The sequence below is a fragment of the Micromonospora sp. WMMD735 genome (genome assembly GCF_049178995.1).
Taxonomy (GTDB): domain Bacteria; phylum Actinomycetota; class Actinomycetes; order Mycobacteriales; family Micromonosporaceae; genus Micromonospora; species Micromonospora wenchangensis.
In genome coordinates this window covers 4,640,039-4,665,331 of the sequence record NZ_JBMHMJ010000002.1, presented here as the reverse complement: position 1 = coordinate 4,665,331, position 25,293 = coordinate 4,640,039, and the positions used below count along the sequence as shown (strand labels likewise).

Annotated in this window: 25 protein-coding genes, 1 tRNA gene and 1 pseudogene; 14 read left to right on the top strand and 13 right to left on the bottom strand. The window is 69.0% G+C overall.

Annotation, left to right across the window (positions count from 1 at the left end):
• Positions 1 to 2: 2 nt before the first annotated feature.
• Complete coding sequence (locus ACN268_RS20095; RefSeq protein ID WP_421484523.1) at positions 3 to 683, bottom strand: M23 family metallopeptidase; 681 nt, start codon at positions 681 to 683, stop codon at positions 3 to 5.
• A 331-nt stretch (positions 684 to 1,014) separates the two neighbouring features.
• Positions 1,015 to 1,467, bottom strand: a complete 453-nt coding sequence (locus ACN268_RS20090) for a GNAT family N-acetyltransferase (protein ID WP_421484522.1) — start codon at positions 1,465 to 1,467, stop codon at positions 1,015 to 1,017.
• Positions 1,468 to 1,709: 242 nt separating this feature from the next.
• Here ACN268_RS20090 and ACN268_RS20085 point away from each other — a divergent pair, with 242 nt between their 5' ends.
• Positions 1,710 to 1,970: a hypothetical protein gene (locus ACN268_RS20085; RefSeq protein WP_421484521.1), complete on the top strand. Its 261-nt coding sequence runs from the start codon at positions 1,710 to 1,712 to the stop codon at positions 1,968 to 1,970.
• A 146-nt stretch (positions 1,971 to 2,116) separates the two neighbouring features.
• Here the strand turns inward: ACN268_RS20085 and ACN268_RS20080 are convergent, their stop codons facing one another.
• Entirely contained in the window at positions 2,117 to 2,389 is a 273-nt protein-coding gene (locus ACN268_RS20080; protein WP_421484520.1) for a hypothetical protein, read from the bottom strand.
• Positions 2,390 to 2,392: 3 nt separating this feature from the next.
• On the bottom strand, positions 2,393 to 2,731 hold the full coding sequence (locus ACN268_RS20075) for a hypothetical protein (RefSeq protein WP_421484519.1): 339 nt from the start codon (positions 2,729 to 2,731) through the stop codon (positions 2,393 to 2,395).
• Positions 2,732 to 2,878: 147 nt separating this feature from the next.
• Here ACN268_RS20075 and ACN268_RS20070 point away from each other — a divergent pair, with 147 nt between their 5' ends.
• Entirely contained in the window at positions 2,879 to 4,294 is a 1,416-nt protein-coding gene (locus ACN268_RS20070) for a helix-turn-helix domain-containing protein (RefSeq protein ID WP_421484518.1), read from the top strand.
• A 3-nt stretch (positions 4,295 to 4,297) separates the two neighbouring features.
• On the opposite strand, the gene ACN268_RS20065 is transcribed toward ACN268_RS20070, so the two are convergent.
• The gene (locus ACN268_RS20065; protein WP_421484517.1) at positions 4,298 to 4,864 is read right to left on the bottom strand and encodes an NUDIX hydrolase; all 567 of its coding nucleotides are present in this window, start codon (positions 4,862 to 4,864) and stop codon (positions 4,298 to 4,300) included.
• A gap of 249 nt (positions 4,865 to 5,113) precedes the next feature.
• Between ACN268_RS20065 and ACN268_RS20060 the strand changes: the two genes are divergently transcribed.
• A complete protein-coding gene (locus ACN268_RS20060) occupies positions 5,114 to 5,806 on the top strand; it encodes a DUF4145 domain-containing protein (RefSeq protein ID WP_421484516.1) in 693 nt (230 codons plus the stop codon).
• Between the two features lie 366 nt (positions 5,807 to 6,172).
• On the opposite strand, the gene ACN268_RS20055 is transcribed toward ACN268_RS20060, so the two are convergent.
• Positions 6,173 to 7,375: a helix-turn-helix domain-containing protein gene (locus ACN268_RS20055; protein WP_421484515.1), complete on the bottom strand. Its 1,203-nt coding sequence runs from the start codon at positions 7,373 to 7,375 to the stop codon at positions 6,173 to 6,175.
• Between the two features lie 345 nt (positions 7,376 to 7,720).
• Between ACN268_RS20055 and ACN268_RS20050 the strand changes: the two genes are divergently transcribed.
• From ACN268_RS20050 to tcmP, 3 genes are all read left to right on the top strand, one after another.
• The gene (locus tag ACN268_RS20050; protein WP_421484514.1) at positions 7,721 to 8,800 is read left to right on the top strand and encodes a helix-turn-helix domain-containing protein; all 1,080 of its coding nucleotides are present in this window, start codon (positions 7,721 to 7,723) and stop codon (positions 8,798 to 8,800) included.
• 579 nt (positions 8,801 to 9,379) lie between these two features.
• Entirely contained in the window at positions 9,380 to 10,141 is a 762-nt protein-coding gene (locus ACN268_RS20045; RefSeq protein ID WP_421484513.1) for a DUF5131 family protein, read from the top strand.
• A gap of 66 nt (positions 10,142 to 10,207) precedes the next feature.
• On the top strand, positions 10,208 to 11,326 hold the full coding sequence (tcmP, locus tag ACN268_RS20040) for a three-Cys-motif partner protein TcmP (protein ID WP_421484512.1): 1,119 nt from the start codon (positions 10,208 to 10,210) through the stop codon (positions 11,324 to 11,326).
• Between the two features lie 17 nt (positions 11,327 to 11,343).
• On the opposite strand, the gene ACN268_RS20035 is transcribed toward tcmP, so the two are convergent.
• Positions 11,344 to 11,865, bottom strand: coding sequence for a restriction endonuclease (locus ACN268_RS20035; protein ID WP_421484511.1), 522 nt, complete (start codon positions 11,863 to 11,865; stop codon positions 11,344 to 11,346).
• Positions 11,866 to 12,954: 1,089 nt separating this feature from the next.
• Here ACN268_RS20035 and ACN268_RS20030 point away from each other — a divergent pair.
• From ACN268_RS20030 to ACN268_RS20020, 3 genes and pseudogenes are all read left to right on the top strand, one after another.
• A pseudogene (locus tag ACN268_RS20030) lies at positions 12,955 to 14,514 on the top strand (replication initiator).
• Positions 14,511 to 14,708 (top strand): excisionase family DNA-binding protein, encoded by a 198-nt coding sequence (locus tag ACN268_RS20025; RefSeq protein ID WP_204927039.1) that lies wholly within the window; start codon positions 14,511 to 14,513, stop codon positions 14,706 to 14,708. Before ACN268_RS20030 ends, ACN268_RS20025 begins: the two are co-directional and overlap by 4 nt.
• A complete protein-coding gene (locus ACN268_RS20020) occupies positions 14,708 to 15,925 on the top strand; it encodes a tyrosine-type recombinase/integrase (protein WP_421484510.1) in 1,218 nt (405 codons plus the stop codon). The genes ACN268_RS20025 and ACN268_RS20020 overlap by 1 nt, the downstream gene beginning before the upstream one ends.
• A 75-nt stretch (positions 15,926 to 16,000) precedes the next feature.
• On the opposite strand, the gene ACN268_RS20015 is transcribed toward ACN268_RS20020, so the two are convergent.
• Both ACN268_RS20015 and ACN268_RS20010 read right to left on the bottom strand, forming a co-directional pair.
• Positions 16,001 to 16,074 (bottom strand) — tRNA-Pro (locus tag ACN268_RS20015).
• 220 nt (positions 16,075 to 16,294) lie between these two features.
• Positions 16,295 to 17,188, bottom strand: a complete 894-nt coding sequence (locus ACN268_RS20010) for a metallophosphoesterase (RefSeq protein WP_421484509.1) — start codon at positions 17,186 to 17,188, stop codon at positions 16,295 to 16,297.
• A gap of 25 nt (positions 17,189 to 17,213) precedes the next feature.
• Here ACN268_RS20010 and ACN268_RS20005 point away from each other — a divergent pair, with 25 nt between their 5' ends.
• On the top strand, positions 17,214 to 17,669 hold the full coding sequence (locus tag ACN268_RS20005) for a GatB/YqeY domain-containing protein (protein ID WP_421484508.1): 456 nt from the start codon (positions 17,214 to 17,216) through the stop codon (positions 17,667 to 17,669).
• A 96-nt stretch (positions 17,670 to 17,765) separates the two neighbouring features.
• Here ACN268_RS20005 and ACN268_RS20000 read toward each other — a convergent pair whose 3' ends face one another.
• Positions 17,766 to 20,198: a penicillin-binding protein gene (locus tag ACN268_RS20000; protein ID WP_421484507.1), complete on the bottom strand. Its 2,433-nt coding sequence runs from the start codon at positions 20,196 to 20,198 to the stop codon at positions 17,766 to 17,768.
• A gap of 402 nt (positions 20,199 to 20,600) precedes the next feature.
• Between ACN268_RS20000 and ACN268_RS19995 the strand changes: the two genes are divergently transcribed.
• On the top strand, positions 20,601 to 20,921 hold the full coding sequence (locus ACN268_RS19995; RefSeq protein WP_088643826.1) for a WhiB family transcriptional regulator: 321 nt from the start codon (positions 20,601 to 20,603) through the stop codon (positions 20,919 to 20,921).
• Positions 20,922 to 20,980: 59 nt separating this feature from the next.
• Here ACN268_RS19995 and ACN268_RS19990 read toward each other — a convergent pair whose 3' ends face one another.
• The 3 genes from ACN268_RS19990 to ACN268_RS19980 are packed head-to-tail and all read right to left on the bottom strand — an operon-like array spanning position 20,981 to position 23,793.
• Positions 20,981 to 22,129, bottom strand: coding sequence for an ArsA family ATPase (locus tag ACN268_RS19990; protein ID WP_421484506.1), 1,149 nt, complete (start codon positions 22,127 to 22,129; stop codon positions 20,981 to 20,983).
• Between the two features lie 54 nt (positions 22,130 to 22,183).
• A complete protein-coding gene (locus ACN268_RS19985) occupies positions 22,184 to 23,161 on the bottom strand; it encodes an ArsA-related P-loop ATPase (RefSeq protein ID WP_421484505.1) in 978 nt (325 codons plus the stop codon).
• A 26-nt stretch (positions 23,162 to 23,187) separates the two neighbouring features.
• On the bottom strand, positions 23,188 to 23,793 hold the full coding sequence (locus ACN268_RS19980; RefSeq protein ID WP_421484504.1) for a hypothetical protein: 606 nt from the start codon (positions 23,791 to 23,793) through the stop codon (positions 23,188 to 23,190).
• 327 nt (positions 23,794 to 24,120) lie between these two features.
• Here ACN268_RS19980 and ACN268_RS19975 point away from each other — a divergent pair, with 327 nt between their 5' ends.
• Genes ACN268_RS19975 through ACN268_RS19965 form a run of 3 tightly spaced genes read left to right on the top strand, consistent with a single transcriptional unit; the run spans position 24,121 to position 25,281 of the window.
• A complete protein-coding gene (locus tag ACN268_RS19975; protein WP_421484503.1) occupies positions 24,121 to 24,606 on the top strand; it encodes a hypothetical protein in 486 nt (161 codons plus the stop codon).
• Between the two features lie 45 nt (positions 24,607 to 24,651).
• On the top strand, positions 24,652 to 24,807 hold the full coding sequence (locus ACN268_RS19970; protein ID WP_088643831.1) for a DUF4177 domain-containing protein: 156 nt from the start codon (positions 24,652 to 24,654) through the stop codon (positions 24,805 to 24,807).
• A 12-nt stretch (positions 24,808 to 24,819) separates the two neighbouring features.
• The gene (locus ACN268_RS19965) at positions 24,820 to 25,281 is read left to right on the top strand and encodes a RidA family protein (protein WP_088643832.1); all 462 of its coding nucleotides are present in this window, start codon (positions 24,820 to 24,822) and stop codon (positions 25,279 to 25,281) included.
• The last annotated feature ends 12 nt before the right edge of the window (positions 25,282 to 25,293 follow it).

Genomic DNA, 25,293 nt, shown 5'->3' with positions numbered 1-25,293 from the left:
GGTCACCGCGCCGACTCGACCACCGCAGCCTCGCCCGGGATGCCCCGGTCGACCTCGACCGGCGGGTCGCCCGCCCGCCGCCACGACCGGTAGTGCCGGAAGGCCATCGGCAAACCCCGGGCGGCGTACGGGTCGGCGGCGTCCATCACCTGCAGGTGCAGGTGCGGCTGGGTGGAGTTCCCCGAGTTGCCGCAGTCGCCCAGCTCCTGCCCGACGCCGACCTCGTCGCCCACCGCCACCCGGAGCGACCCGGCGCGCAGGTGGGCGAGCAGGACGTACCCCCGACGCCCGGCCAGCTCGACGATCACGTGGTTGCCGGCGACGGCGCCCGCGCCCCGGCGGACCCGGGCCGCCTGGGTCAGCGCGTAGGACAGCAGCGTCGTCGGCGACCGGCGGGCCTCGTGGTCGGCCTCCCCGTCGTGCACCGCCACCACCCGGCCGGCGGCGGGGGCGAGGACCGGCCTTCCGAAGGCGAGGAACCGTTGCGGCGGCTCGGTCGCCAGCAGCGTCCGCCAGTCCCGGACGGTCGCCGTCCGTCGCCCCCGCACCGCCACGAAATCCATCGCGTACGTGGTGGCGAAGAGGTCGGTGCCGTGGCTGGGCACCCGCCGGGCGGGGCTGTTGCGGACCAGCCAGGTGCCCCGGAACGGCAGGGCGAGCACGACCGGATCGGGGATCGACATCGGGCTCCTCTACGGTCTCCCGGCCACCGACTCTACGACCACCGTGCTCCCCTGCGGCCCCGGCTCCTTCTCCCCGCCCACGCTGGCGCATGGTGGTCGACCGGCAGGGACGGTCTTCGGGCGAAGGCTCCATGCCCCTCAGGCATATTTATGCCTGACAGTCATATTCACTCGTGGATGATCGGTGCTGCCCCTGCTGGTGCGCTTACCTGACCCGGCCTTGCCCGGCCCTCGGACGCTTCCGGCACCTCCCGGCGTCGGCGGTCGGGGCTCGACCTCTCGTAAGACTGGGATACCGGTTGGCCGCAGTCGACGGCCAACCAGCATGCCGTCAGAGGGTCTTGTAGTAATGGACCAGGGGCAGGGCGGTCATGCCGAGACTGTCGTAAAGCGCCCTGGCGGCGCCGTGGAACTGGTCGCCTCCCGTGCCGATCGATACGACCTCGATCCCGGCCTGCTTCATCGCTTCGAAGGCATGTACGCACAGTGCCGTTCCGACGTGGTGCCGTCGTTGATCCGCCGCCACGGCGATGATGTCGATCGCACCACTGCGCTTGTCGGGGTTCGTCTGCCAGGCGGCAAATCCGAGGAGTGTGTTGCCATCCTCGGCGACGACAACGTGCTTGTTGCTCTGCGGGTCGTGCAGCCCGAGCCACATTTCGCGGTAGTCCTCACGCCAGGTGCCATGCTGGTTGACCATGATGGCGTCGCCCACGATCGACCGGAACGAGTCCTCGTAGAACGGGCCGAAGGTGGCGATGGTCAGTTCGAGCAGTGGCTCCATATCGGATGACCGAAACGGACGTAGATCCATGACTTTCAGTGCCTTTCGTCTGAGGGTATGTCGAACAGCCCGACCTGATCGACACGTCGGGCAACTCGTGGCTCAGATCGAGCCGTCCCTCAGAAGCGGGTGCGCCCAGCGGCGAAACACTGCATGATCCGGACAGTATCCGACCCCGCGCAACGCCGCCGCCCTGGTCAATCTTCCACCGGTTCGTCGCCGCCGGGGTCGGGCGTGGACCAGTGACGAGGCGCGTCGGTCGCGAAGTCCGCGCGAACCGACCGCATTCCGTTGCCGCGTACGTACTGATCCTGATGTTCGGGCTGCGCACGGGTGAGGTGCCCGGCCTCACCGGAGACGCCGTGGACCTGGCGGCGGGGGAGTTGTCGATCGGCTGGCAGTTGCAGCGGGTCGGCGGTCAACCGCTGCACCGGGAAATCAAGACGCAGACCCCGGATGCCACCCGCGACGCCCACAAGCGCTTGGGCGAGAGTCTGCGGTGACCGCTGCTGTGTACCTTACTGCTGCACGGAAGCACCAGAGGGCACATCCATGGATCGGATGTGCCCTCTGACCTCTGTCGGGGTGGCCGGATTCGAACCGACGACCTCTTCGTCCCGAACTGGCGGCACGCTGGTCGGGTCGGGTGTCATCCGAGGTCATCCGGCCTGCTGGGGTTGCGCTGGGTCGGGCTCGGCGGGCTGGGTTGCTGTACTTCGCTGCTGTACTGCTTGTCGACGAGGAACTGTCGGAAGTGGGTGCGCATCTCCAGCCAGTGGCGGTGTTCGTCGCAGGGGTGGAGTCGGCCGCACCGGCACAGACTGAGGGTCGACTCGGCGTGCTTGGTCAGCAGGATGTCCGCGTAGGCCACCTGCGCTCGGGCGTACTCGCGGAAGGCTGCCGAGGTGTAGAGGGCTCCCACCGGTCACCGCCCCGACCTGTGGGTGTGGCGGCGGTGCCAGAGAGCTTCGGCGACGGCGTCCATGGGGTCGATCTCGCCGGTGGTCAGGCGCTCGCGGGTGACGGCGATCCAGGGCGGCGAGGCGCTGACGGCTTCTCCGCACGCCGTGCGCATCCCCTCCTGGGCGAGGCGGGCCAGCCGGCAGGGATCACGTTGGTTCGTGTGCCAGCAGCCGGTGGCCACGCAGAAGCCTGTGCTGTCGGGTCGGTGGGCTTCCCAGAGGGCGCGGGCCAGCCGCCACAACAGGCGGTGCTGACAGTCAGTCGGTGGATCTTCGGGCGGGTTGTCGACATCGAAGGACATGCGCCGACCATCCCGGCCGGCGATGGGCCGTTCCATGGCCAGCGGTCATGTCACGGTGACATGGGGTGGCTCGACCAGCGTGAATGGTCGCCCTAGGCTGTCGCTCTGCATACCTTGAGTAGTCGGAACGCGACGCTGGGAGCTGCCGTGCTGCTCGATCCGCTGCGAATACCGGAGGATGCGTGGTCGCACGGGGAGGTATTGGCCGTCCTGGCCGCCCGCGACATCGGCGGGTTGTTCCGGTGGATCACGAGTATCACCGGGGCGAGTCAGAGCCGGATCGGGGCCGCTGTCGGGCTGGAACAGGGCTACGTCAGCCGGATCATGGCCGGACGCAAGGTCACCTCGATCGACGTGCTGGAACGGATCGCCGACGGCTGCCGGATGCCCGACCAGGCGTGTACCACGATGGGCCTGGCACCCCGCCAGGCCGCACCACCGGCCGCCGCCCCCAGTCGGCGCGTTCCCGACGCGCCGCCTATGCAGCGGACCTGGCGCGACGACGTAAGCAGTGCCGCAGAGCTTTGGCGAGGTGACGTGAACCGTCGAGACGTACTCCGGCAGGTGGCCTTCAGCTCCGCCGGCTACACCCTGCCGGCGCTGCGCTGGTTCACCGCCCCCGACCCGGCCCCGGTCACCCAACCCGGACGCAGCGCGGTCGGTCAACCCGAGATTGACACCATCCGGGCGATGACGGCGACCTACCGCCGGTTGGACAACCAGTACGGCGGCGGGCACGCCCGCGACACCGTCGCCCGCTACCTCCACCAGGAGGTGACCCCGCTGCTCACCGACGGCCGCTACGACCACGCGACCGGTCAACGGCTGCTCAGTGCCGCCGCCGAGCTGGCTCAACTCGCCGGCTGGCAGGCGTACGACACGGCGGAGCACGGCATCGCCCAGCGGTACCTGACCCTTGCCCTGGACTTTGCCCATGCCGCCGGAGACGACGGCCTCGGCGCGGAGATCCTCGCGGCGATGAGCCACCAGGCCACCTACCTCGGCCACACCGCCACCGGCCTCGACCTCGCCCGCGCCGCCGGCCGGACCGCGCGCCGCGCCGGGGTTCCCGTGCTGACCGCCGAAGCCCACGTCATGGAAGCTCACGCCCTGGCCAAGGCCAACGACGAACGGGCCTGCGCTGCCGCCCTGCACCAGGCGGAACAGGCCCTCGACCGGGCCGACCGCAGCGGTGATCCGCAATGGCTCAGCTACTTCGACGAGGCGTACCTGTCGGCCAAGTTCGGCCACTGTTTCCACGCCCTCGGCCGCAACACCCACGCCGAACGCTTCGCCGCCCGATCCCTACGCATGGACAACCGGTACGTACGCGGCAGAGCCTTCAACCTCGCCCTGCTCGCCAGCGTCCATGCTCAGCAGGGCGAACCCGACCGGGCCTGCGCCATCGGCGCGGAAGCCCTGACTTTGACTAACCAGCTCCGCTCGGCCAGGGCCGTTCGCTATGTCCGCGACCTGCAAGCGCAACTCGCCCCACACCGGCGGCTACCGGCCGTCCGGCACTTCACCGGCCGTGTTGACGCCACCCTCGGCCGGCGGCGCTGACCGTCACAGCTCTCCCCGGGCTTTGCGCGCCACCAGCTCCAGCACCGCGATCACCGTGCCGGCACCGACGATCTCACCTCGGGACACCAGCGCGTACGCCTCTTCGAGCGGAATCCAGGCGACCTGCTCCGCCTCGTTCACGTCCGTGGGTGTGCCGATGTGTTCGGCGTGCCGGGCCAGGAAGAGAAGGTTCTCGGCGTCGGCAGTGCCGACCCAGGGTTGGAAGGACAGCAGCGGCTCTACCGCCTGGGGTCGCCAGCCGGTCTCTTCCTCGACCTCCCGCACGGCGCACTGCGCCGGCTGCTCCTGGTCGTCGACGTAGCCACCGGGCAACTCCCACACCCACCGGTCGAACACGAACCGGTGCCGCCGCATCAACAACAGGCGCTCCCGATCGTCCAGCACGGCGACCATGGCCGACCGGGGAGCCCGGATCACGTACTGCTCGAAGCGCACCCCGTCGGGTAGCTCCACCTCGGCGATGCTCAGCCGCGCCCGGCGGGTGTCGTCCACGACCCGCTCGCCATGGACGGTCCACCGGGTCAACTCCGTCGCCTGCTTCTCCACCACCCCGCCAGTATCCGCACCGTACCCCTAACCTGCGCGTCAGGCGGCACCTACTGCTACTGGACGCGCCACCCCGGTTCTACCAAGCCGCCCGTCGCTCTACCAGGACATATACCGGGCCGATCAACCCCGATGCGCTTGAAAGCCCTGGCGTATTAATCGGCAGATTCCCTCCACATCCTCTACCTCACGACAACGGATGGGCTACGCGGGAGGTTGCTAGCGCAGAGTGGGAAACGTATTGTTTGACCCGTGTCAGGCAACGAGACAGTCGCCATCATTTGCCCCAATTGCGCAAAGCCTAGCGCTGCGGTCGTGGTTGGCCGGCGGAAGCACGACGTGGCTGACGGTGTCGCGTCCTTCTTGTGGTGCGATGAATGCGACAACGGCCTCGTCGTCTGGCAGGAACTCGACCTCTACTTCGACGCACGCAAAGGCGACTATGATCTGAGACTAGGCACGCCGCATGTTTGGTGGCCAGAAGTCGATCGCCCGCTGAGTGCAGCCATACCACAGGATTTGCGCGATACGCATCTAGAAGCAAGAAAGTGCTTCCATGCTACCGCATATTCGGCGACAGCGGCGATGGTCCGGAAGACCATCGAAATGATGTGCGGAGATCAGGGCTTGTCACGTGGCCGACTGGTTGACAGACTGCAAAAGCTCTCAGAGAGAGGCATTGTGGATGCCCGCATGGTCGAGTGGATGCAGAGCCTACGCTCTCTGGGAAATAACGCTGTTCACGCTGGCGGATCCGTCGCAAAAGCGGACGCCCGCGACGCGCTCGATCTGGCTGAAGCAATTCTCGACTACGTCTACGTATTTGCGAAAAAGTTTAAGGATTTTGAGGCTAGACAGGCCGTGCAATCAGGGCATGGGCCGGGGGCGCCAATCGAGGTGTCCGAGTTAAGACCAAGTAGAGACGAAGCGGAAGCTACCCAGTAGGGACGTCCCGGACGCCAGCGGCGGGACTTCCGATTCAAGTTCCTTGGCTGCCGTCGCCAGAGGAACTAGAACTCTTCGTCTTGAAGTGTGCGGCACGCCCGTTGGGTCGGGTGTTGTCCGAGGTCATGGAGCCTGCTGGGGCTCGTCCGGGTCGGGAGCGGTGGGCTCGGTTGCTGTACTTCGCTGCTGTACTTCTTCCGCCGAGCGCAGGACGTTGCGGGCGGCGGTCGCCACCGGGCAGCCTGCGGTCCGGCAGATCGGACAGCGGCCGTCGGGTCCGGGCTGGTGATCGCGGAGGACGGCACGGGCGGTGAGGATCAGCCGGTTGCGGATCTGCGCCAGGGACAGGTGAGGACCGGTCACCGTTCAACCCGTTCCGAGCAGGTCGACGAGTTGGGTGATCGTTGCCGGTGCGTCGGGGTCGCGGGCGACCTGGGCGAGGGTTTCCCTGCCGGTTGGTCGATGATAGATCTCGGCCGGTGCGGTCCGGTGGGCCTCCATCAGGACCCGGCCGGCATTGACCGGGTCGTTGGCCTGGAGGTAGGCGCGGGCAACGTCGATCAGGTACGCGGCGCGGTGTTCGGCGGGCAGCCACCGCCAGCCATCCCGCATGGTCACCTTCTCGTGCCAGGCCACGGCCGCCTCCGCGTCGCCCAACTCCACCGCCACGGTGATCCGGGCCAGCTCCACCGCCGTTGGCCCGAACCCGGTCCGGTGATGGTCGTGACCGTCTCCCACCTGCGCTGCCATCTCCGCAGCCTCGTCGAACAGCTCGGCGGCGGTGCGGTCGTCCCCGGCGCAGGCGGCGGCCAGGGCGGCCTGTACCAGCAGGGTCCCGCACAGAGACAGCTCGGCTGGTGGGCCGCTCTCGATCATGGGCGGGGCGATCCGGTACGCGGCGGTCAGCATCACCGACTTCGCCACCCGCGCCCGTCCCGAGCCGCGTAGCACCTGACCGAGTTGCACCGCAGTGGCCGCCACCAACACCCGGTTACCGGTGGCGACGGTCATCGCCCGGTCGACCGCCAACCACGCCACATCGAAGGCACCGAGCTTCACCAGCAGCGACGCCGTCACCCGGTACGCCTCCACCAGCGGCACCCGCCCCGCACGGGGATCCTGGGCGTGGGTGCGCTGCGCATCGGCCACCAACTCCGGTACCAGGTCGACCACCTGCGGGTAGCGGGCAAGCTGAAAGGCCGTCCAAGCGTGCGCGGTTTCCCGCGTCAGCCTCTCGGCTGTCAGTACAGGTCGGCGGGTGTTCGGGCGCGCCAAGGCGATCTCGTACGTCGTCAGGGCCGTGCGGATCCGTTCCACACCCTCGGCACGCTCGGTCACTCCGGCCGGCTCTGCGTGCCGGCCGAGCAACACGCCCGGCTCGATCCGCAGGACGGCGGCGATGTCCTGAAGCGTCGACACCTTGTCCAGCGCCCGGACACCCCGCTCGACCTTGTCCACCCAACTCTTCGACTTACCCAGCCGATCGGCCAACACCTGCTGGGAGAGCTTCCGCCGTCCCCGCCAGTACGCCACCCGACGACCGACCGGCAGCAGGTCAACGCTGTCCACGACGCCACCGTCGGTCCGGCACCGCCCGATCCGTCTCCTCGGCCGGTATCCGGTCAGCCTCGGCCTGCGCGAGGATCCGCTGCCGAGCCGCTTCCCGTTCCGCCTGCTGGATCTGCTCGCCCCTGGACTGGTCCGGAACGTCGCCGCTCATTCCCGCCTCCACCGTTAGAGAGGGCGCGGCGACACTGCTCTCGGGGGGACCGACGCCGCCGCGCCCGGCTAGCGACGTGACCAAGCCCGGTCGTCGCACCGGCCGCGCTGACCACGTCTGGTGTCTACTCTTGTGATCCCACGACTACGCTCGGAAGTGGCTCGATGCTTTCAGGACCTTTCACGGGGGCTCCGATGGATGACCTCGGCGCACAACTGAGGCAGGCTCGTACTGAGGCAGGCGTGACGCTGGCCTCCATCGCGGCCCGCACCTGCTATTCGGCTTCGCACCTGAGCAACGTCGAGTCAGGACGCCGGACCGCGACGCCGGACATCGTGCTCGCCTACGCGCGAGCGTTGGGAGACCCGGACGTGAGACGCAGGCACCTTCTCCAAGCCGCCACCATCGGCCCGATCGCCGCCAACGAGCTGATCCGATCCGGCTTCACCGCAGCCCTCGCCGGCCGACGGGACAGCGAAGACCGCTGGCGCGACCAGGTCGAGCAGTACGGCCGCGACTACATGGAGATCGGCGCGGACAGCCTTCAGAACAGGCTTGCCAGTGACCTCGTCGTCCTGCAACAGCAGCTCGACTCCCCGACGATGTGGGCGACCGCCGCCCGCGCACTCACCACCTACGGCAAGACCACCAAGGACCCGACCGAGGCGATCGGCTGGTACGACACCGCCCGGATCGCCGCCGACCGCTCCGGCGACCTGGCTGTCCGGGTCTGGGTACGTGGCCGGGCCGCCATCGCCCTGGCCTACGAAGGCGCGGCTCTACCCGTCGCCAAGCGGTATGCCGACGAGGCCATCGCCCTGTCCGACCGTCCGTCGCTGGGACGCCTCCAGGCGCTGATGGCCCGCGCACACGTCGCCGCCGGACGAGGCGACATCGGCGGAGCCATCACGGCCGACGAGGATGCACGACGGGTCTTCGACCAGACCGCCTCACCAGACGGGGAGATCTCCGACGCCGCCGTACCCGCCTGGCGCATGGCCACCTTCCGGTCGATGCTCTACGCCCGACTCGGCGTGGTCGGTCCCGGCGAGCAGGCCCAGACCGACGCCGACCGGCTCAGACCGCAAGCGCTGACCCGGTTCGCCACCCACATCGAGCTGCACCGGGCCCTCATGATGGCCAAGTCCGGGGATCGGTCCGGGGGACTTGCGTATGCCCGACGAGCATGGGCGACGCTGCCAGCAGACCGCCGCTCACAAACCCTCGGACTGGTGCTGCAAGAAGTGGAGAGAGCAGCACGCAAGCCAGCCTGACTCCCGCTGGGGGGCCGGTCTGAACCTGTCGGCTGCTGCCAGGGAGTGGTAGCACATGTCGATGAGCAGGTGCCGGGCATCGTCCGCTCGCCTGTGAGGCCGGTCCTCACCAACGCTCGCGCTGCCTTCTTGCTGCCTCGTCGCTGCCTGGGTACACCTTGCGGTAGCAGCTCTGGCGTCCTCCGCCGATCTCACGGGCACTGGTAGCCTCGGACCACGTCTCGTCCTGTGTGGTCTGGTCCGGCGGCTAGTAGCCAGAGGCTAGGTGCTCGTAGTGCCGGTCTTGGGAACTTCACCGCTTGCCTGCTGAAGCACCCGGGCGCGGGCGAAGAGGAGTACGACCATGGTCGAAGCAGCATGCAGGAAACCATCGAACATCCTGGCGCTGTCTGTGGCATCGGCTGCGCAAAGACAGGAATCGACCTTTCTGGCATGGGCCAGACAAGATGATCACCGCGGTCAAGCTGCACAGGGGCAGATGCGGCAGGTTGTGCCTAATCCGCAGAAAATTCGCCCACACACCTTTCATTCCGTACACATGTTCGACAGAATCGGGTCATCCGGCAAGGGGGTGTGCTGATGGCAGATAAGAGTTCCATCGAGTGGACTGAGGCGACTTGGAACCCAACGACCGGCTGCGACCGCATCTCGCGTGGCTGTGACCACTGCTACGCCCTTAGGCTGGCGAAGCGATTGAAGGCCATGGGCTCCCCCAAGTACCAGACCGACGGCGACGCTCGGACGTCCGGGCCCGGCTTTGGGGTTGCCGTACACCCGGCGGAGCTGGCTCTCCCCCTGCGCTGGCGAGAGCCTCGGGTCGTGTTCGTCAACTCGATGAGCGACCTGTTCCACGCCAAGGTGCCCTTTGACTTCGTCGAGCAAGTCTTTGGAGTCATTGCCGCAACTCCCCAGCACACCTACCAGGTCCTCACGAAACGGGCTTCTCGGCTAGCCAAGCTTGCTCCTCGTCTAACCTGGCCGAACAACCTCTGGATGGGTGTCAGCGTTGAAGATACCTCTGAGGTTGATCGAATTGATCATCTCAGGGCTGTACCGGCGGCAGTACGGTTTATCTCGGCTGAGCCCCTTCTTGGCCCTCTTGCTCCCCTCGACCTCACGGGCATCCACTGGCTCATCGCAGGTGGCGAGTCAGGGATAGGAGCCCGCCCCGTCAACCCCGCATGGGTCCGCAACCTCCGCGACCAGTGCCAATCGGACGCTGTTGCCTTCTTTTTCAAGCAATGGGGCGGCAGGACGCCAAAGGCAGGCGGCCGAGAGCTTGATGGCGAGACCTGGGACGAGATGCCTCGGCTGTCAGCAGTCGCGCCTGCCACCGGATAGCGGGGTAGCCGAGAAAGCCCTCATGCCTTACGGTAGCGGGATAACTGCGCGCCGTAGACAGGGGGAGTGTTGCCGACGTCTGACGAAGTGCTATGGGACAGAGACCCACACACAGCCGCGAAGCACCTCGTGTACAGCAGTTACTTTGACGCTTGGTTCCCTATCCTGCTTCAGTCAGCTTATGGCTCGAAGGGCGTCACCTACGCCGAAGGTTTCTCTGGCCCTGGAGAATATAAGGATGGCTCGCTGGGATCTCCGATCCTCGCGCTAAGATCGGCCCTCGGATGCGCCGCGCCGCCGATTCCAGGCAGAGAAGGTCGTTTCTTGCTTCTGGAAGATAACCAGGCAAGGCTCGACCACCTGAGAAGCAGGCTTCTGCACGAACTTGGCACCCTCGACAAGGCTGAGCTTGCCGCTCGCGGCCTAGTGGTTGACCCACAAAAGGGTAATTGCAGGGACGATCTTATCCCTCTGCTTGACAAGCATCGGGTCTGGAACAAGCCATTGCTGCTGATCCTCGACACTTGGGGCTCTGCCGTCGACTTTGAAATCTTAAAGAAGACTGCGGACAGCAGGGCAGGGGAAGCCATTGTAACCATACAGCCCAGCCAGTTCTGGAGGTTTGCATCCAACCCTCGCCACTACGGCGACCGAGTATTCGGTCCGGTGGTCTGGCGTGACGTTCAAGAGCAACCCAAGAACCAGAAAGCTCAGTACATCAAGTCACAATACCGGCGAGTCTTAAACGAAGCCGGCTTTCAGTTCGTACTAGATTTTGAGCTAGCAGACGAACGCAAGAACCTTCTTTACCTTGTCTTCGGCACGAATTCTGACCGAGGATTCGAGAAGATGAAGGACGCCATTTGGCGCGTTGACCCCTACCAGGGCGTCGGATATCGAGACCCGCGAGACCCGAACCAGGAGACCCTACCCATTCGGCCAGAGCCACAACTCGGGCCGCTTCGGCGACTGATCTTGGGACACCTGACCACCCTTCCAGGGCAGAAGGCCTCGCTAGACGATCTACGTCGCTTCACGCTCCACAAGACCATGTTCCGCCCGGGACAAACGCTGAGCGCTGTACGCCTGCTGATTGACGAGGGAAGTGTCGCTGCCGAACCTCCCGGAAAGCGGCTAACTGGAAGCTCCCAAATTTCTCACACGGGATCCATGACGCTATTCTAGCCCCAGTAGGTTATCAACTAGGACCACCATGTGGACCACTCGCCCCCTTCAAGGAAGGCTCTATAGTCATCCTCATCCATCTCGGCAGCCCAACGAGCGGAGACCACTTCCGAGTCGCGCGGGTCGCCGGGTGCCCAACGGTCCATGGTTAGCGGCGTCTCAAGGGTAACCGCAAGCACGGCAGGGTTCCTCGCGCCAATTGCTCTCGTCACCGCCGAGCCACTGAATCCTGAGTATGAGTAGATGATGCCACGGTCGGCACCAATATCGAGCAGCTTCCCAATGAATCCGTCTATTGTTCCGACATCAATCACGCGTCCATGCTTCTTGCACTCAACACCAACAGATATATCCAGACCGGCGACTTTACCTTGAACCCATACGTCCAACTGACGCAATGCGCAGCTATAGCGACCTTGCACTCGCTGATTGTGCTTCACCGTCGATTGGGGATCGAGGCTGGCGACTAGATCGCGAACCGTTAGCTCGAACCGTTCCCAAAGTCTGTCTTGCCCTGAATTACCCTGAGGCCTACTCACCAAAGAATTCTAGATGCCAGGGGCTGCACCTGTTCCTTCATCCCAGCCATCCCGTTCGCCGTCGACCCGCCCTCCTGGGGAGCGGGCCCCCGCCCGACCCGCCACGTCAAGACGGCCTTGACGGCTCGTACGGACGCTGGCGGGTCGGGCGGTGGTCTGCTCGGCTCGCCCGGGTCGACGGTGGGCGGGATGGCTCCCACCGCCACCATCCACGGACCGCAAGCCGCCGACGGACCCCCGGCCATCCTGGAGCCGGAGCGCCCCCGCCGGAGGCGCAGTAACCGCAGCCCCGCCATCGACCCGGCAGCCGCCGACGGACCCGGCGTGCGCTCCCCTACGCCGCGCGGTGCTCGCCGCGCGGCCCGGCCAGCTGCCGGCCCACCACCCCCACCCAAACGGCCTGTCGTCATGCGGCGGCCCACCGGGCTACCCGCCTTCCGCGCCAGCCGCCGGGCGTGTTGCGTGGCCGGAGTCGGAGCGCCAGCGGAGCGACGGACGCGCGCCCAGGCGGCGGCGCGTGCGGCCCGTTCAGGGCCGCCTTGATAGACGTACAGAAAGTCCTCCCACACCGGTCGGCAGTCGGCTACCCAGCGGGTTCACGGCGGGTTGACGTGTCAGTACCCGGTGCTACTCTGGCCCTCGTCGAGCACGTCAGCGCGGCCTTCTCGCCAAATCGCTGAACTCGACTTCGGAGTTGCCGAGCGGTCTTCCTTCCGCTGATGCGGGTCACGTCCCGCCGGCTCTCGATCGCACCGGCCACTGCGCCGGCCCGGAATCCCACTGAGCGGCCCAGTACGGCCTTCCCGCCGTCCACGATGGCCCTCGGAATCGCGCACCTCGACGGGTGGGGATCGCCTGCGGCAACCACCGGAAGCCGACGACCAGGCACCCCACCCGTCCCGGCATCACCCAAGATCCAAGAACCCAGCTCAACGGCGGCACGCGGCCCGACGGCCAGCCCCGCCCTCCGGCGTGAGCCGCCCTCTCCGGCGGTGCCAGGAGACACCACGAACACCACCGACGGACACCGCTCCGGCGTCCGGTGGCAGTTCGTCGCCCGTCCCCTGCCACCCCTTTGAGGAGAGAACCGTGTCCACCCTCACCGCCGGCCGTGACGCCCAAGCCCTGCACCGCGCCGCCGCCCCGGACTACTTCGGCTGGCTGGAGCACACCCGCGCCGCCGGAGGCTGCACCCGCCCGATCCGCCTGACCGGCACCCTCACCGCCGTCGAGCCCGGCACCGGCCGGGTCCTGGCCGAGCAGCACACCGACGAGCTGCCCGACCGGACGCTCTACAAGGCGTGCGGCAACCGCCGTGCCGCCTAGTGCCCCGACTGCGCCTGGGTCTACGCCGGTGACGCCTTCCAGGTCGTCCGCTGCGGCCTGACCGGCGGCAAGACCATCCCCACCACCGTCAGCGCGCACCCGGTCGTCTTCGCCACCTTCACCGCGCCGTCCTTCGGCCCGGTGCACCACCGGCACATCCCCCGACACACCTGCGCCAGCCGGCGGCGCTGCGACTGCCGTCCCGCACCCTGCCGCGCCCGGAGCACCGCCGGCACCTGCCCGCACGGGCAGTCTGCGGCCTGCTTCACCCGCCACGACGCCGACGATCCGCAGCTCGGTCGACCGCTCTGCCTGGACTGCTACGACCACAACCACCAGGCCGTCTGGAACCACTTCTCGGGCGAGCTGTGGCGGCGCACGAAACAGGCCATCGAACGCCACCTCACCGCAGTGTGCCGCCAACGCGGCATCCCCCACGTCCAGGTCACCACCGAGTCCGGCCGAATCCGGCGGGTGCCTCCGGTGCGGGTGTCCCACGGCAAGGTCGCCGAGATGCAGCGCCGGGGCGCGGTGCACTTCCATGTCCTGCTGCGCCTCGACGGCGTCGACCCCCACGACCGGCACGCCCTGGTCCCGCCGCCGGCCAGCATCACCGTCGACGACCTCGACGCGGCCGTCCACGCCGCCACCCGACAGATCACCGTCACCACCCCGCCGCACCCCGACCGTCCGCAGGGCTGGCCGATCGCCTGGGGCGAGCAGATCGACGTACGCCGCATCGGCGTCAGCGACGGCGACGTGACCGATGCCAGGGTGGCCGCCTACCTCGCCAAGTACGCCACGAAGTCCACCGAGGTCACCGGTCACTGCTCCACCCGACTCACCCCGGACACGGTCGACGCCTACGCCGACCCGGAAGGCGACCACCTCGCCCGCCTCATCGACGCCTGCTGGCGACTCGGCCGCCCCATCCACCAGCACACCACCCGCACAGCCGGGAAGACGAAAGACCGTCAAGGCGACCTTGACCCCACACCGAACCCCTACGCCGGGCTGCGCCGCTGGGCGCACATGCTCGGCTACGGCGGCCACTTCCTCACCAAAGCCCGCCGCTACTCGGTCACCTTCGGCCTGCTCCGCGACACCCGCGCCGCCTACCGCCGCACCGAGCACACCGGCACCGCCGACAGCGACGACACCGCCGGCACGGTCACCCTCGGCACGCTGGCCTTCGTCGGCTCCGGCTGGCTGACCGACGGCGACGCCCTGCTCGCCAACACCGCCGCCGCCCAACGCCGGGAACGCCACCGCATCGGCCGCGAAGAACTCGCCCACCAGGCGTGGTCGGAGGTGGCGGCATGACCCGACCCCTCACCCCGCGCTGGTACTCGCCCGCCGAGGTCGCCGTGCTGCTCGGCTTCGGCCTGTCCAAGGTCAAGATGAAGATCGCCACCGGCGAGCTGCGCTCCATCAAGGACGGCAAGTACCGCCGCGTCCTGCCCGAGTGGGTCGACGAGTACGTCCGCGAGCAGGTCCAGCGGCAGGAGGCCGCCTGATGCCCGCCCGCACCCGCGCCAACGGCGAAGGCTCGATCTTCCCGTACCGCAACGGCTTTGCCGCGTACGTCTGGGTCACCAAGCCCGACGGCAAGCGGACCCGCAAGTACGTCTACGGCCCGACCCGGGAGGTCGTCCACGACAAGTGGATCAAGCTGCACCAGCAGGCCAAGGCCGGGCCGGTCGCCACCCGGGTTCCCACCCTCGGCGACTACCTGACCTACTGGCACCGGGAGGTCGTGCGCCCCAACCTCGCGCCGCTGACCTGCGCCACCTACGAGACGATCCTCCGGCTGTACGTGATCCCCGGCCTCGGCGGGAAGCGGCTCGACCGGCTCCAGGTGCGCGACGTGCAGACCTGGATCAACGAGGTGGCCCGCGCCTGCCAGTGCTGCGCCCAGGGCAAGGACGCCCGCCGCCCGGAACTCAGGCGGCGCTGCTGCGCGCTCGGTCGGTGCTGCGGTGACGTGCCGTCCGCCCGCACCGTCAAGGACGTCCGGGGCGTGCTGCGCTCCGCACTCAACCACGCGGCCACCGAGGAACTGGTCACCCGCAACGCCGCCGCCCTGGTCAAGCTCCCACCGGTCCGCCGCCGCCGGGGCCGGGCGTGGACCAGCGACGAGGCCCGTCGGTTCCTGGAGTCCGCGCGGGCCGACCGCGACCCGCTCTACGCCGCGTACGTGCTGATCCTGGTCCTCGGGCTGCGCAAGGGTGAGGTGCTCGGCCTCACCGGTGACGCCGTGAACCTGGCGGCGGGGGAGCTGTCGATCGGCTGGCAGTTGCAGCGGGTCGGCGGCCAACTGCTGCACCGGGAGACCAAGACGCAGACCTCGGACGCCACCCTCCCGCTGCCGGACATCTGCGCGGCGGCACTCGACCTCCGCCAGAGCGCGAGGAAGGCCGACCGCGACCAGGCGGGGATCGCCTGGCAGGGCTCGCCGCTGCTGTTCACCACCCGGTACGGGACCCCCATCGAGCCGCGCAACTTCAACCGCTCCTGGGACGCCCGCTGCACCCGGGCCGGAGTTCGGAAGATCACCGTGCACGACGCCCGGCGTACCTGTGCGACCCTGCTCGTCGACCTGGACGTGCACCCGCGCGTCATCATGCAGGTGCTCCGGCACGCCGAGGTGTCCGTGACGATGGAGATCTATTCGCAGGCGTCCTCGGACGCCACCCGCGACGCCCTCAAGCGCCTCGGCGAGAGTTTGCGCTGACCGCTGCTGTACTTCACTGCTGTACAGAAGCACTAGAGGGCACATCCATGGATCGGATGTGCCCTCTGACCTCTGTCGGGGTGGCCGGATTCGAACCGACGACCTCTTCGTCCCGAACGAAGCGCGCTACCAAGCTGCGCCACACCCCGAGGCGTGCGGTGAAATAGTAGCCCACCCGCTCCGCCGATCAAACTCGGTACCCCCCGCTCCGGCGACGGCCAGGCCGGTACCCGGCCCCGGCCTGCCCAACCCCATGATCAGATTGCCGAAACGATGACGACACGCCGTCACGACTGCGCGAAACGGCAATCCGATCATGGGGGTGGAGCGGTGGAGGCAGCAGAGCAGGGGGGGGCAGCAGAGCGGGGGTCAGCGGGGGGTGAGGGTGAGGATGCTGGCCTCGGGTGGGCAGGCGAAGCGGACCGGGGCGGTGGGGTGGGTGCCGAGGCCCGCCGAGACGTGCAGCCAGGAGTCGGAGCCGGGCCAGCGGTGCAGGCCCTTCGCCATCGCCCTGGGCAGTCCGCAGTTGGTCACCAGCGCGCCGTAGCCGGGTACGCAGACCTGACCGCCGTGGGTGTGCCCGGCCAGCAGCAGGCCGAAGCCGTCGGCGGCCATCTGGTCGAGCAGCGCCGGTTCCGGGGCGTGGGCGAGCGCGATGGACAGGTCGGCGGCGGGGGTGACCGGGCCGGCTACGGCCGGGTAGTCGTCCTGCTCGATGTGCGGGTCGTCCACGCCGACCAGCTCGACCAGGCGGCCACCGGCCTTGATCGAGGTGCGCGCGTTGTTGAGGTCCGCCCAGCCGGCCCCGGTGAGCACGTCCCGCAGTTCCTCGTACGGCAGGGCGGCGCCCTCGGTGTACTCCCGGCCGGGCAGGAAGTAGGTGAACGGGTTCTTCCAGACCGGCCCGGTGTAGTCGTTGGAGCCGAAGACGAACGCGCCGGGGTAGTCGAGCAGGGGTTGCAGGGCGCGCAGCACTCCGGGCACCGCGTCGGGGTGGGCCATGTTGTCCCCGGTGACCACCACCAGGTCCGGGTCGAGGGCGGCCAGCGACGCCACCCACTGCTGCTTGCGCCGCTGGTCGGGCATCATGTGCAGGTCCGACAGGTGCAGCACGCGCAGCGGCTCGGCGTCGGCCGGCAGCACCGGCACGTCGTACCGGCGCAGGGTGAACATGTTGCGTTCGACGAGGGACGCGTACGCCAGTGTGGCCGCCCCGGCGGCGACGGTCCCGGCGGCGAGGCCGAATAGTGTGCGCTTTCGCATGCCGACCAGGGTAGTTTGACCGTCCATGAGCACGCTGAAGGACCGCCTGACCGCAGACATGCGCGCCGCCCTCAAGGCGCGCGACGAGCTGACCACCTCCACGTTGCGGATGGCGCTGGCCGCCGTCGGCAACGCCGAGGTCGCCGGCAAGGCCAAGCGCGAGCTCTCCGACGACGAGGTGCTCGCGGTGCTGACCAAGGAGGCGAAGAAGCGCCGGGAGGCGGCTGCCGCGTTCGCCGACGCCGGTCGTGCCGAGCAGGCCGACAAGGAGACCGCCGAGGGTGCGGTGCTGGACCGCTACCTGCCGAAGCAGCTCGCCGAGCAGGAGCTGACGGAGCTGGTCGCGGGGGCGCTGGCCGCAGGCGGCTTCACCGAGAAGTCCCAGATGGGCCCGGCGATGAAGGCGGCCCAGGCCGCGGTGGCCGGCCGGGCCGAGGGTGGTCGCGTCGCCGCCGAGGTACGCCGACAGCTCGGCCTCTGACCCACCGTCACGCCGGTCGGTTCGCTCACCGGTACGTCGGACACGCGACGGGCGGGCACCCCGTGTGGGGTGCCCGCCCGTCGGCGTCGGTACGGGTCAGTTGCCGTTCGGTGGTCGGCCCCCTGGCCCGCCGGGCCCGCCCGGCGTGTTGCCGCCCTGGTTCGGGGTGCTGCCGCCGCCGCTGCTCACCTCGATGGTGACCACGCCGCCCTTGATGGTGCGGCCGTCGGGGCTGGTGCCGGCGACGGTGCCGGCCGGGCACTCCGAGGCGATCTTGTTGTCGGAGACGACGACGGAGAAGCCGGCCTCCTTGAGCTTGCCCCGGGCACCGTCCACCGACTGGCACTTCACGTTCGGGATGGAACGCTGGTCACCATTGATGATCTTGCCGTTGGGTGGGGTGAACTCGATGCCGGGCTTGCCCTTCATGGCGTCCCGCAGCGTCTCGTAGACCGCCGGGTTGATGCCGGTCGCCGTGTCGTGGCCCATCTGCTGGTTGGTCTGCGGCCAGTCCGGGTCGGCCATGATGCCGGCCACCGCGAACTGCTTGGTCATCGCCACCAGCGAGGAGGTCTTCTCGCCGTCGGTGGTGCCGGACTTGCCGGCCACCGGCTTGCCGACGATGCCCCGGACGTTGCGGGCGGTCGCACCGGAGCACTTGGAGACCGACGACCGGTCACCGACCGGGCAGCGGGCGGCGTCCACGGCGGCCCGGGCCACCTCGGTGGCGATCCGCTGCTCGCAGCGCGGGTTGGCGACGTCGAGCTTGTTGCCTTCCGGGTCCTTGATCTGCTGCACCGGGATCGGCTCGCAGTACTTCCCGTCGGCCGCCAGGGTGGCGTAGGCGTTCGCCAGCTCCAGCGGGGTGGTCGCGGAGACGCCCAGGGTGAACGAGCCCCACTGGTTGGCGCCGCCCTCCTTGGTGGCCCGGCGGGCGTCGTCGCTGCTGCGGAAGGTGATGCCGAGCTTCTGCGCCGCCTTGATCACGTTCTCCGCGCCGACCTGCTGCTCCAGCGGGACGAAGTAGGTGTTGACCGAGTTGCCGAAGGCGGTCCACATGTTGTGCACGCCGGCCATGCTCGCCGAGGCGTTCTTGGGGCAGTAGAAGTGCGTCCCCGGGCAGGCGGCCGGCGAGTTCTGCTCGACGATGTACTCCGACTTGAACACCGGTGGCGAGTTGATCGGGTAGGCGAGCGGGATGCCCTTCTCCAGCGCCGCCACCATGGTGAACATCTTGAACGTCGAGCCGGCCTGGTAGCCGGCGATGCCCTGGCCGCCGCTGAGCAGCGGGTTCACCGTGTTGGGGTAGTTGCCCCGGATCTTCTTCTTGGCCTTCTTGGGGTCGCTGGAGAGCTTGTTCGCCGGCTTCTTCGGGTCATCGATCTTGAAGTTCCGGTTGACCGACAGCGCGCGTACCCGACCGGTGCCCGGCTCGATCGCGGCGACCATCCGGGCGGCCTTGCTGTTCACCCCGAGGTTCTTGCGGACGGCCCGGTCGGCGCCGTTCTGCGCCCGCACGTCGAGCGTGGTGGTGATGGTGTAGCCACCGCTCTTGAGCCGCCGCTCCCGGTCGTACGTGGTGGAGCCGAAGGTCTCCTGCGAGAGCCACCAGCGGTAGAAGTAGTCGCAGAAGAAGCCCCAGTCCTTCTGGTTGGTGGCGACGCAGCCGTTCGGGGTGCGCTTGTCCTTCACCACCAGCTTGGTCGCCTTGGCGGCGTCCCCCTCCTGCTGGGTGATGGCCTTCGTCTTGATCATGTTGTCGATGACGTAGTTACGCCGGTCGAGCGCGAGCGGGTAGCCGCTGCGGGTGGTCGGATCGTTGGTGGTGGGCGCCTTGACCATGCCGGCCAGCAGCGCCGCCTCCTCGATCTTGAGATTCTTGGGTGACTTGCCGAAGTACACCTGGCTGGCGGCGAAGACGCCGTACGCGCCGTTGCCGAAGGAGGCGAGGTTCAGGTAGCGGGTGAGGATCTCGTCCTTCGAGAACTCCTTGTCGACCTGGAGGGCCAGCCGCATCTCGCGGATCTTGCGGGAGCTGGTGTCCTCGGTCGCGGCCACCACGTCGGCCGGGTGGGTGGCCGAGTAGGCGATGGCCAGCCGGACGTACTGCATGGTCAGGGTGGACGCACCCTGCTGCGAGTTGGTGCCGGACTGGTTGTTGACGAAGGCCCGCGCCACGCCGTTGATGTCCACGCCGTTGTGCTTGTAGAAGTCGTGGTCCTCGGCGGCGATGATCGCCTTCTGCATGTTCGGGGAGATGTCCGCGAGCTTCACGTCGCGCCGGTTCTCGTCGTACATGGTCGCCAGCGGGGTCTTGCCGTCGTTGGCGAGCAGGTAGGTGATCTGTGGCGCGCGGGCCACCGTCAGCTCCTTGGGCAGTGCTCCGAAGGTCTCCGCGCCGGCCTTGGCCGCCAGGCCGGACATCGCCACCGCGGGGAAGGCCGCCGCCGCCACCACCACACCGGCCAGCAGGCCGCAGATCAGTAGCGATGCGGCGTTGGTGAAGACATTGTGGTCACGTTTCCGCATCCAGGTCACCTCGACAGGGTACGCGAGTAGGGAACGAGGGGCGCCGGGGCGTTCTTTCCCCATTTCCTGCGCGCGCCGACCTCGTTGTGCTAAACGCACGACCCCCGCCGCGAGGTTGCGGGTGACCGCGTCGAGTCTCCACCGATCGGTGGAGCCCGCGCAGCGTTTTCACGTACTCCGACGGGGTAAGCGGCGGTCGAAGGCCCGGGAAGCCGGGACTGTCCGGAATGTTGGATTTCGCCGACAACGTTGCGTAATCATGCGACTACAGAGCATGATGGTGGCGGCGACACGAGCCACACGTCGTCCGTGCCTCCTTGGGGAAGGAACGGGCCGGACGACCGGGGGGAACGACGGCTGGTCGCACGAGTCGGTTGGTACTGCAAGGGGGGACGTGTACAGATGGGGATGATCACTGACTGGCCGTCGCTGGCGGCGTGTCAGAACGGGGACCCGGACGCGTTGTTCGTACAGGGCGCCGAGCAGAACGTCGCGAAGCGGATCTGCCGAAGCTGCCCGGTGCGGTACGAGTGCCTGGCCGACGCGCTCGACAACCGCATCGAGTTCGGCGTGTGGGGTGGCATGACCGAACGGGAACGCCGTGCCCTGCTGCGCCGGCACCCGCAGGTGGCGAGCTGGCGCAAGATGTTCGAGGCGGCGATGAAGAAGAACGCCAAGGACCGCAGCGGCAAGGACAAGATCCTGGTCACCGCCGCCGGTTGAGGCCCGACCGGACCACGGTCCGCCAGGCGCGGGCCCGGCCAGCTCGACCGGCCCGCAGATCAGGGGTGGCTGATCGCCGCGCCGATCGTCCGCAGCCCGTCGACGTCGTGCACGTCGGCGGGCTGCGCCGTCACCGACACCGTCGGCACCGCCGGGAACGCCTCGGTGAACCGTCGGGCCACCTGCTGCTCGCGGGCCGCCTGCTGCGCCAGCGCGGCGTGCGCCCGCAGCACGTCGACCGTGGCGTCGTGCCCACCCAGCTCGACCAGCCGGTCGGCCGCCGCCCGGCTCGTCGCCGGGTCCAGACCCGCCGCCGGCCGGTGCACCCGGTTGAGCACCAGCCCGGCCAGCGGCATCCGCTCCGCGCCCAACCGCCCGGCGAAGTAGGCCGCCTCCCGGACCGCGTCCGGCTCCGGCGTCGCCACCAGCAGGAACGCCGTCTCGCTGGCCTGGAGGATCCGGTAGGTCTGCTCGGCCCGCTGCCGGAACCCGCCGAACATCGAGTCGAGGGCCGCGACGAAGCCGGAAAGGTCGGTCAGCAGCTGCGCCCCGAGCACCTTCTGCACCACCTTGGAGAACATCCCGAAGCTGGCGGTGACGAAACTGAACATGCTCCGCCCCCCGCTGCGGGCCGGGGCGAGCAGCAGCCGCAGCATCCGGCCGTCGAGGAAGCGGGAGAGCCGGGCCGGGGCGTCGAGGAAGTCCAGCGCCGAACGGGACGGCGGGGTGTCCACCACGATCAGGTCCCACTCGCCCCGGGCGTGCAACTGGCCGAGCTTCTCCATCGCCATGTATTCCTGGGTGCCGGCGAAGGTGGAACTCATGGCCTGGTAGAACGGGTTGGCGAAGATCTCCGCCGCCTTCGCCGGGTCGGTGTGCTGGAGCACCACGTCGTCGAAGGTGCGCTTCATGTCCAGCATCATGGCGTGCAGCTCACCGCCGCCGGCCTCGACGTCGATCCCCTTGACCCGGCGGGGGGTGTTGTCCAGCTCGGTCAGGCCGAGCGACTGGGCCAGCCGGCGGGCCGGGTCGATGGTGAGCACCACCGTTCGCCGGCCGTGCCGCTCGGCCGCCCGCAGCGCCAGCGCCGCCGCGGTGGTCGTCTTGCCCACCCCGCCGGCGCCACAGCAGACCACGATGCGCACGCCGGGGTCGGCGAGGATCTGGTCGACGTCCAGCACGGGCGCCGCGTCTTCGGAAGGCACCAATCGAGCGTATCGGGCCGGTGGGGTCCGTGCGTCCGGGCCGACGTGAGGTGTGCGTCAATCCGCCCGACGGAGGATCTCGGCGAACGCCGCCAGCCCGGCCGAATCCACCCCGTCGGGCAGCAACGGCAGCTCGGTCACCGGCCGCCCCAGCTCCACCAGGTCGGTCCGTAGCGAATCCTCCAGCTCACGGCGTACCTGCTGGTCCCGCGCCTCGCCGGCCAGCCCGGCCACGGTCGCCTGGTCGGTCGGCAGGCCGGCGGCGGCCAGCCCGCGTCGCAGCTCCGCCCGGGTCACCTCCCGGCCGGTGGTCGACGGCGGGCGGGCCGCGTTGACGATCACCCGGCCCACCGGGAAGCCGAGCTGGGTCAGCTCGGCGATCGCGTCCACCGTCTCCTGGACCGGCATCTCCTCCAGCAGCGTCACCACGTGCACCGCGGTCATCGGGGAGCGCAGCAGCGCCGACACCCCGTCGCTCTGGGTCTTGATCGGGCCGACCTTCGCCAGCCGGGCGGTCTCGGCGGTGACGTTGAGGAAACGACCGATCCGGCCGGTCGGCGGGGCGTCCAGCACCACCGCGTCGTACACCCGGCGCTGGCCGGCGGTGCGGGTGGTGGCCTCCTTGACCTTACCGGTGAGCAGCACGTCCCGCAGGCCAGGGGCGATGGTGGTGGCGAAGTCGATCGCGCCGAGCTTGCGCAGCGCCCGACCGGCCGCGCCGAGCTTGTAGAACATGTCGAGGTACTCCAGCAACGCCTCCTCGGCGTCCACCGCGAGGGCGCGCACCTCGCCGCCGCCGGGGGCGTCGACGAGGTGCCGCTCGGCGTACGGGAAGGGTTCGACCCCGAAGAGCTGGGCGATGCCCTGCCGGCCCTCCACCTCGACCAGCAGGGTGCGGTGGCCGCCGGTGGCCAGGGCGAGTGCCAGCGCCACCGCCACGCTCGTCTTGCCCGTGCCGCCCTTGCCGGTCACCACGTGCAGGCGGGACGGCCATCCGGTACCGGCCGGGTCGGCCGGCCGCTCAGCTGCTCGCACCGGTCGAGCCTATCCACCCCGCGCGGTCAGCCGACCTCGCAGACCCACCAACCCGTCTTCCGTACGACGGTGAACCGCAGCGGCTGCTCGGCGATCTTCTCGTCGGCGGTGGTCATGGTGAGGGTGGTGGAGACGGTGGCCCGGTCACCGTTCTGGCTGTCGACGGTCGGGCTGGACCAGCGGAACCGCGGGTTGATGTAGGTGGTCGCGTACCGCTGCACCTCGGCCACCTTGGCGTTGATCTTCTGCGGGTCGCGCGATTCCGCGCAGACGAAGTTGGCCGCCCTGCCGGCGTCGCGTTCCTGGTAGACGGCGGTGAGGAAGCCGTCCACCGCCACCGTCGGCTCCTTGGCCCCCTCACCGCCCTCGGTGTCGCGCAGGGTCAGGAAGGCGAGCGTCCCACCGCCGCCGCAGAGCACCACCGCCGCCGCCAGGGCGAGCCAGGCGACCAGCGGGCCGCGCCGCCGGGCCGGGGTCGCCGCCCGGTACCCGGGATGACCCGCCGACGGCGGCGCGCCGACACCGGACGGGGGGAGGCCGGGAGCGGTCGTACCGCCCGGGTCTGGTGGGTCCTGCCGTGGCGGTGGCCCGCCTGGCGATCCGCTCGCGCCACCGAACGGTGGATGGGTCATGTGGTCCCCCGGGGGATGGGGCGCCGTCGCCGCCCCTGGCGACGACGCGGGTACGGGCGCGGCGGGCGACCCCTGATCGCCCGTCCGAGGCGCAAGGGTAACGGTCGATGGGCGGCGCGTGGCGGACCGCTCACGACCTGCGGTGGGTCGCGATCGCTTTCCGGACCAAGCGAGTGTCACATATGTGACTTTGAGTGATCGAACGTGCGCGTCCCGTTGTCCCTTCCCGGGGTGGGGTCCTACGTTCGTCCGGGTGTGGGGGAGCGGATCGGGTCGGCGCCCGGTCCGGACGGCGGTCATTCACGGTACGAGGCCGGAGGAAGGTACATGCGCGACGCGGAGAACATCGCCCGAGCCCACTTCTCAGCACCAGGAGACCGGGGGAGGCGGGGCGGTTCGGCCGGCGACGCGGACGCCCCGGGCGTGGGGCTGCCGATGAACGAGCGCTCCTACCGGCGCTGCGCCGAACCCACCGAGGTGCTGCGGATGCTCGGCCGCCCCGGTGACCGCGGCCGGGACGACGAGGAGCCCGGCTACGTCATCCACCTGCCGATCCGGGTGGCCGACCTGGCGGCGGCGACCGCGCTGGCCGGGACCGTGGCCACCTCCCTGGGCTTCCTCGTCGAACTCGACGCCGGCGAGACCACCGTCTCCACCGCCGACGACCAGAACAACAGGCACCGGGTCTTCTGCGACCTGCTGCTGCCCGACCGGTCCCGCTGCCCCCAGCCGTACGACCACACCGGGCAGTGCGGTGAGCTGCCCACCGCCCCCGAGCAGCGTCCCGCGCCCCGGCCGTCACCCGGACCGTAGGCTGTCGACGACACAGTCCACGCCAGGCAAGGGAGCCTTCCACCGATGCAGAAGTGGGAATACGCCACGGTCCCGCTGCTGGTCCACGCGACCAAGCAGATCCTCGACAACTGGGGCGAGGACGGTTGGGAACTCGTCGCCGTGATCCCCGGCCCGAACCCGGACCAGTTGGTCGCGTACCTCAAGCGTCCCAAGGGCTGAAGGGGTCCGACGATGAGCAACGGACCCCACGCCAAGCTGGCCGAACTCGGCCTGGCCCTGCCCGACGTGGTGCCGCCGGTGGCCAGCTACGTGCCGGCCGTGCAGTCCGGTCAGCACGTCTACGTCTCCGGTCAGCTGCCGGTGGCCGAGGGGAAGCTGCTCGCCACCGGCCAGGTCGGCGCGGGTGTCTCGCCCGAGCAGGCCAAGGACCTCGCCGAGCGGTGCGCGCTGAACGCCCTCGCCGCCGTCGACTCGCTGGTCGGCCTGGAGAACATCGTCAAGATCGTGAAGCTGACCGGCTTCGTGGCCTCGGCGCCGGGCTTCCACGGCCAGCCGGCCGTGATCAACGGGGCCTCGGACCTGCTCGGCGCGGTCTTCGGGGAGGCCGGCCGGCACGCCCGTTCCGCCGTCGGGGTGGCCGAGCTGCCGCTGGACGCCCCGGTCGAGATCGAGTTGATCGTCGAGGTGGCCTGACCGCGTCGCCAC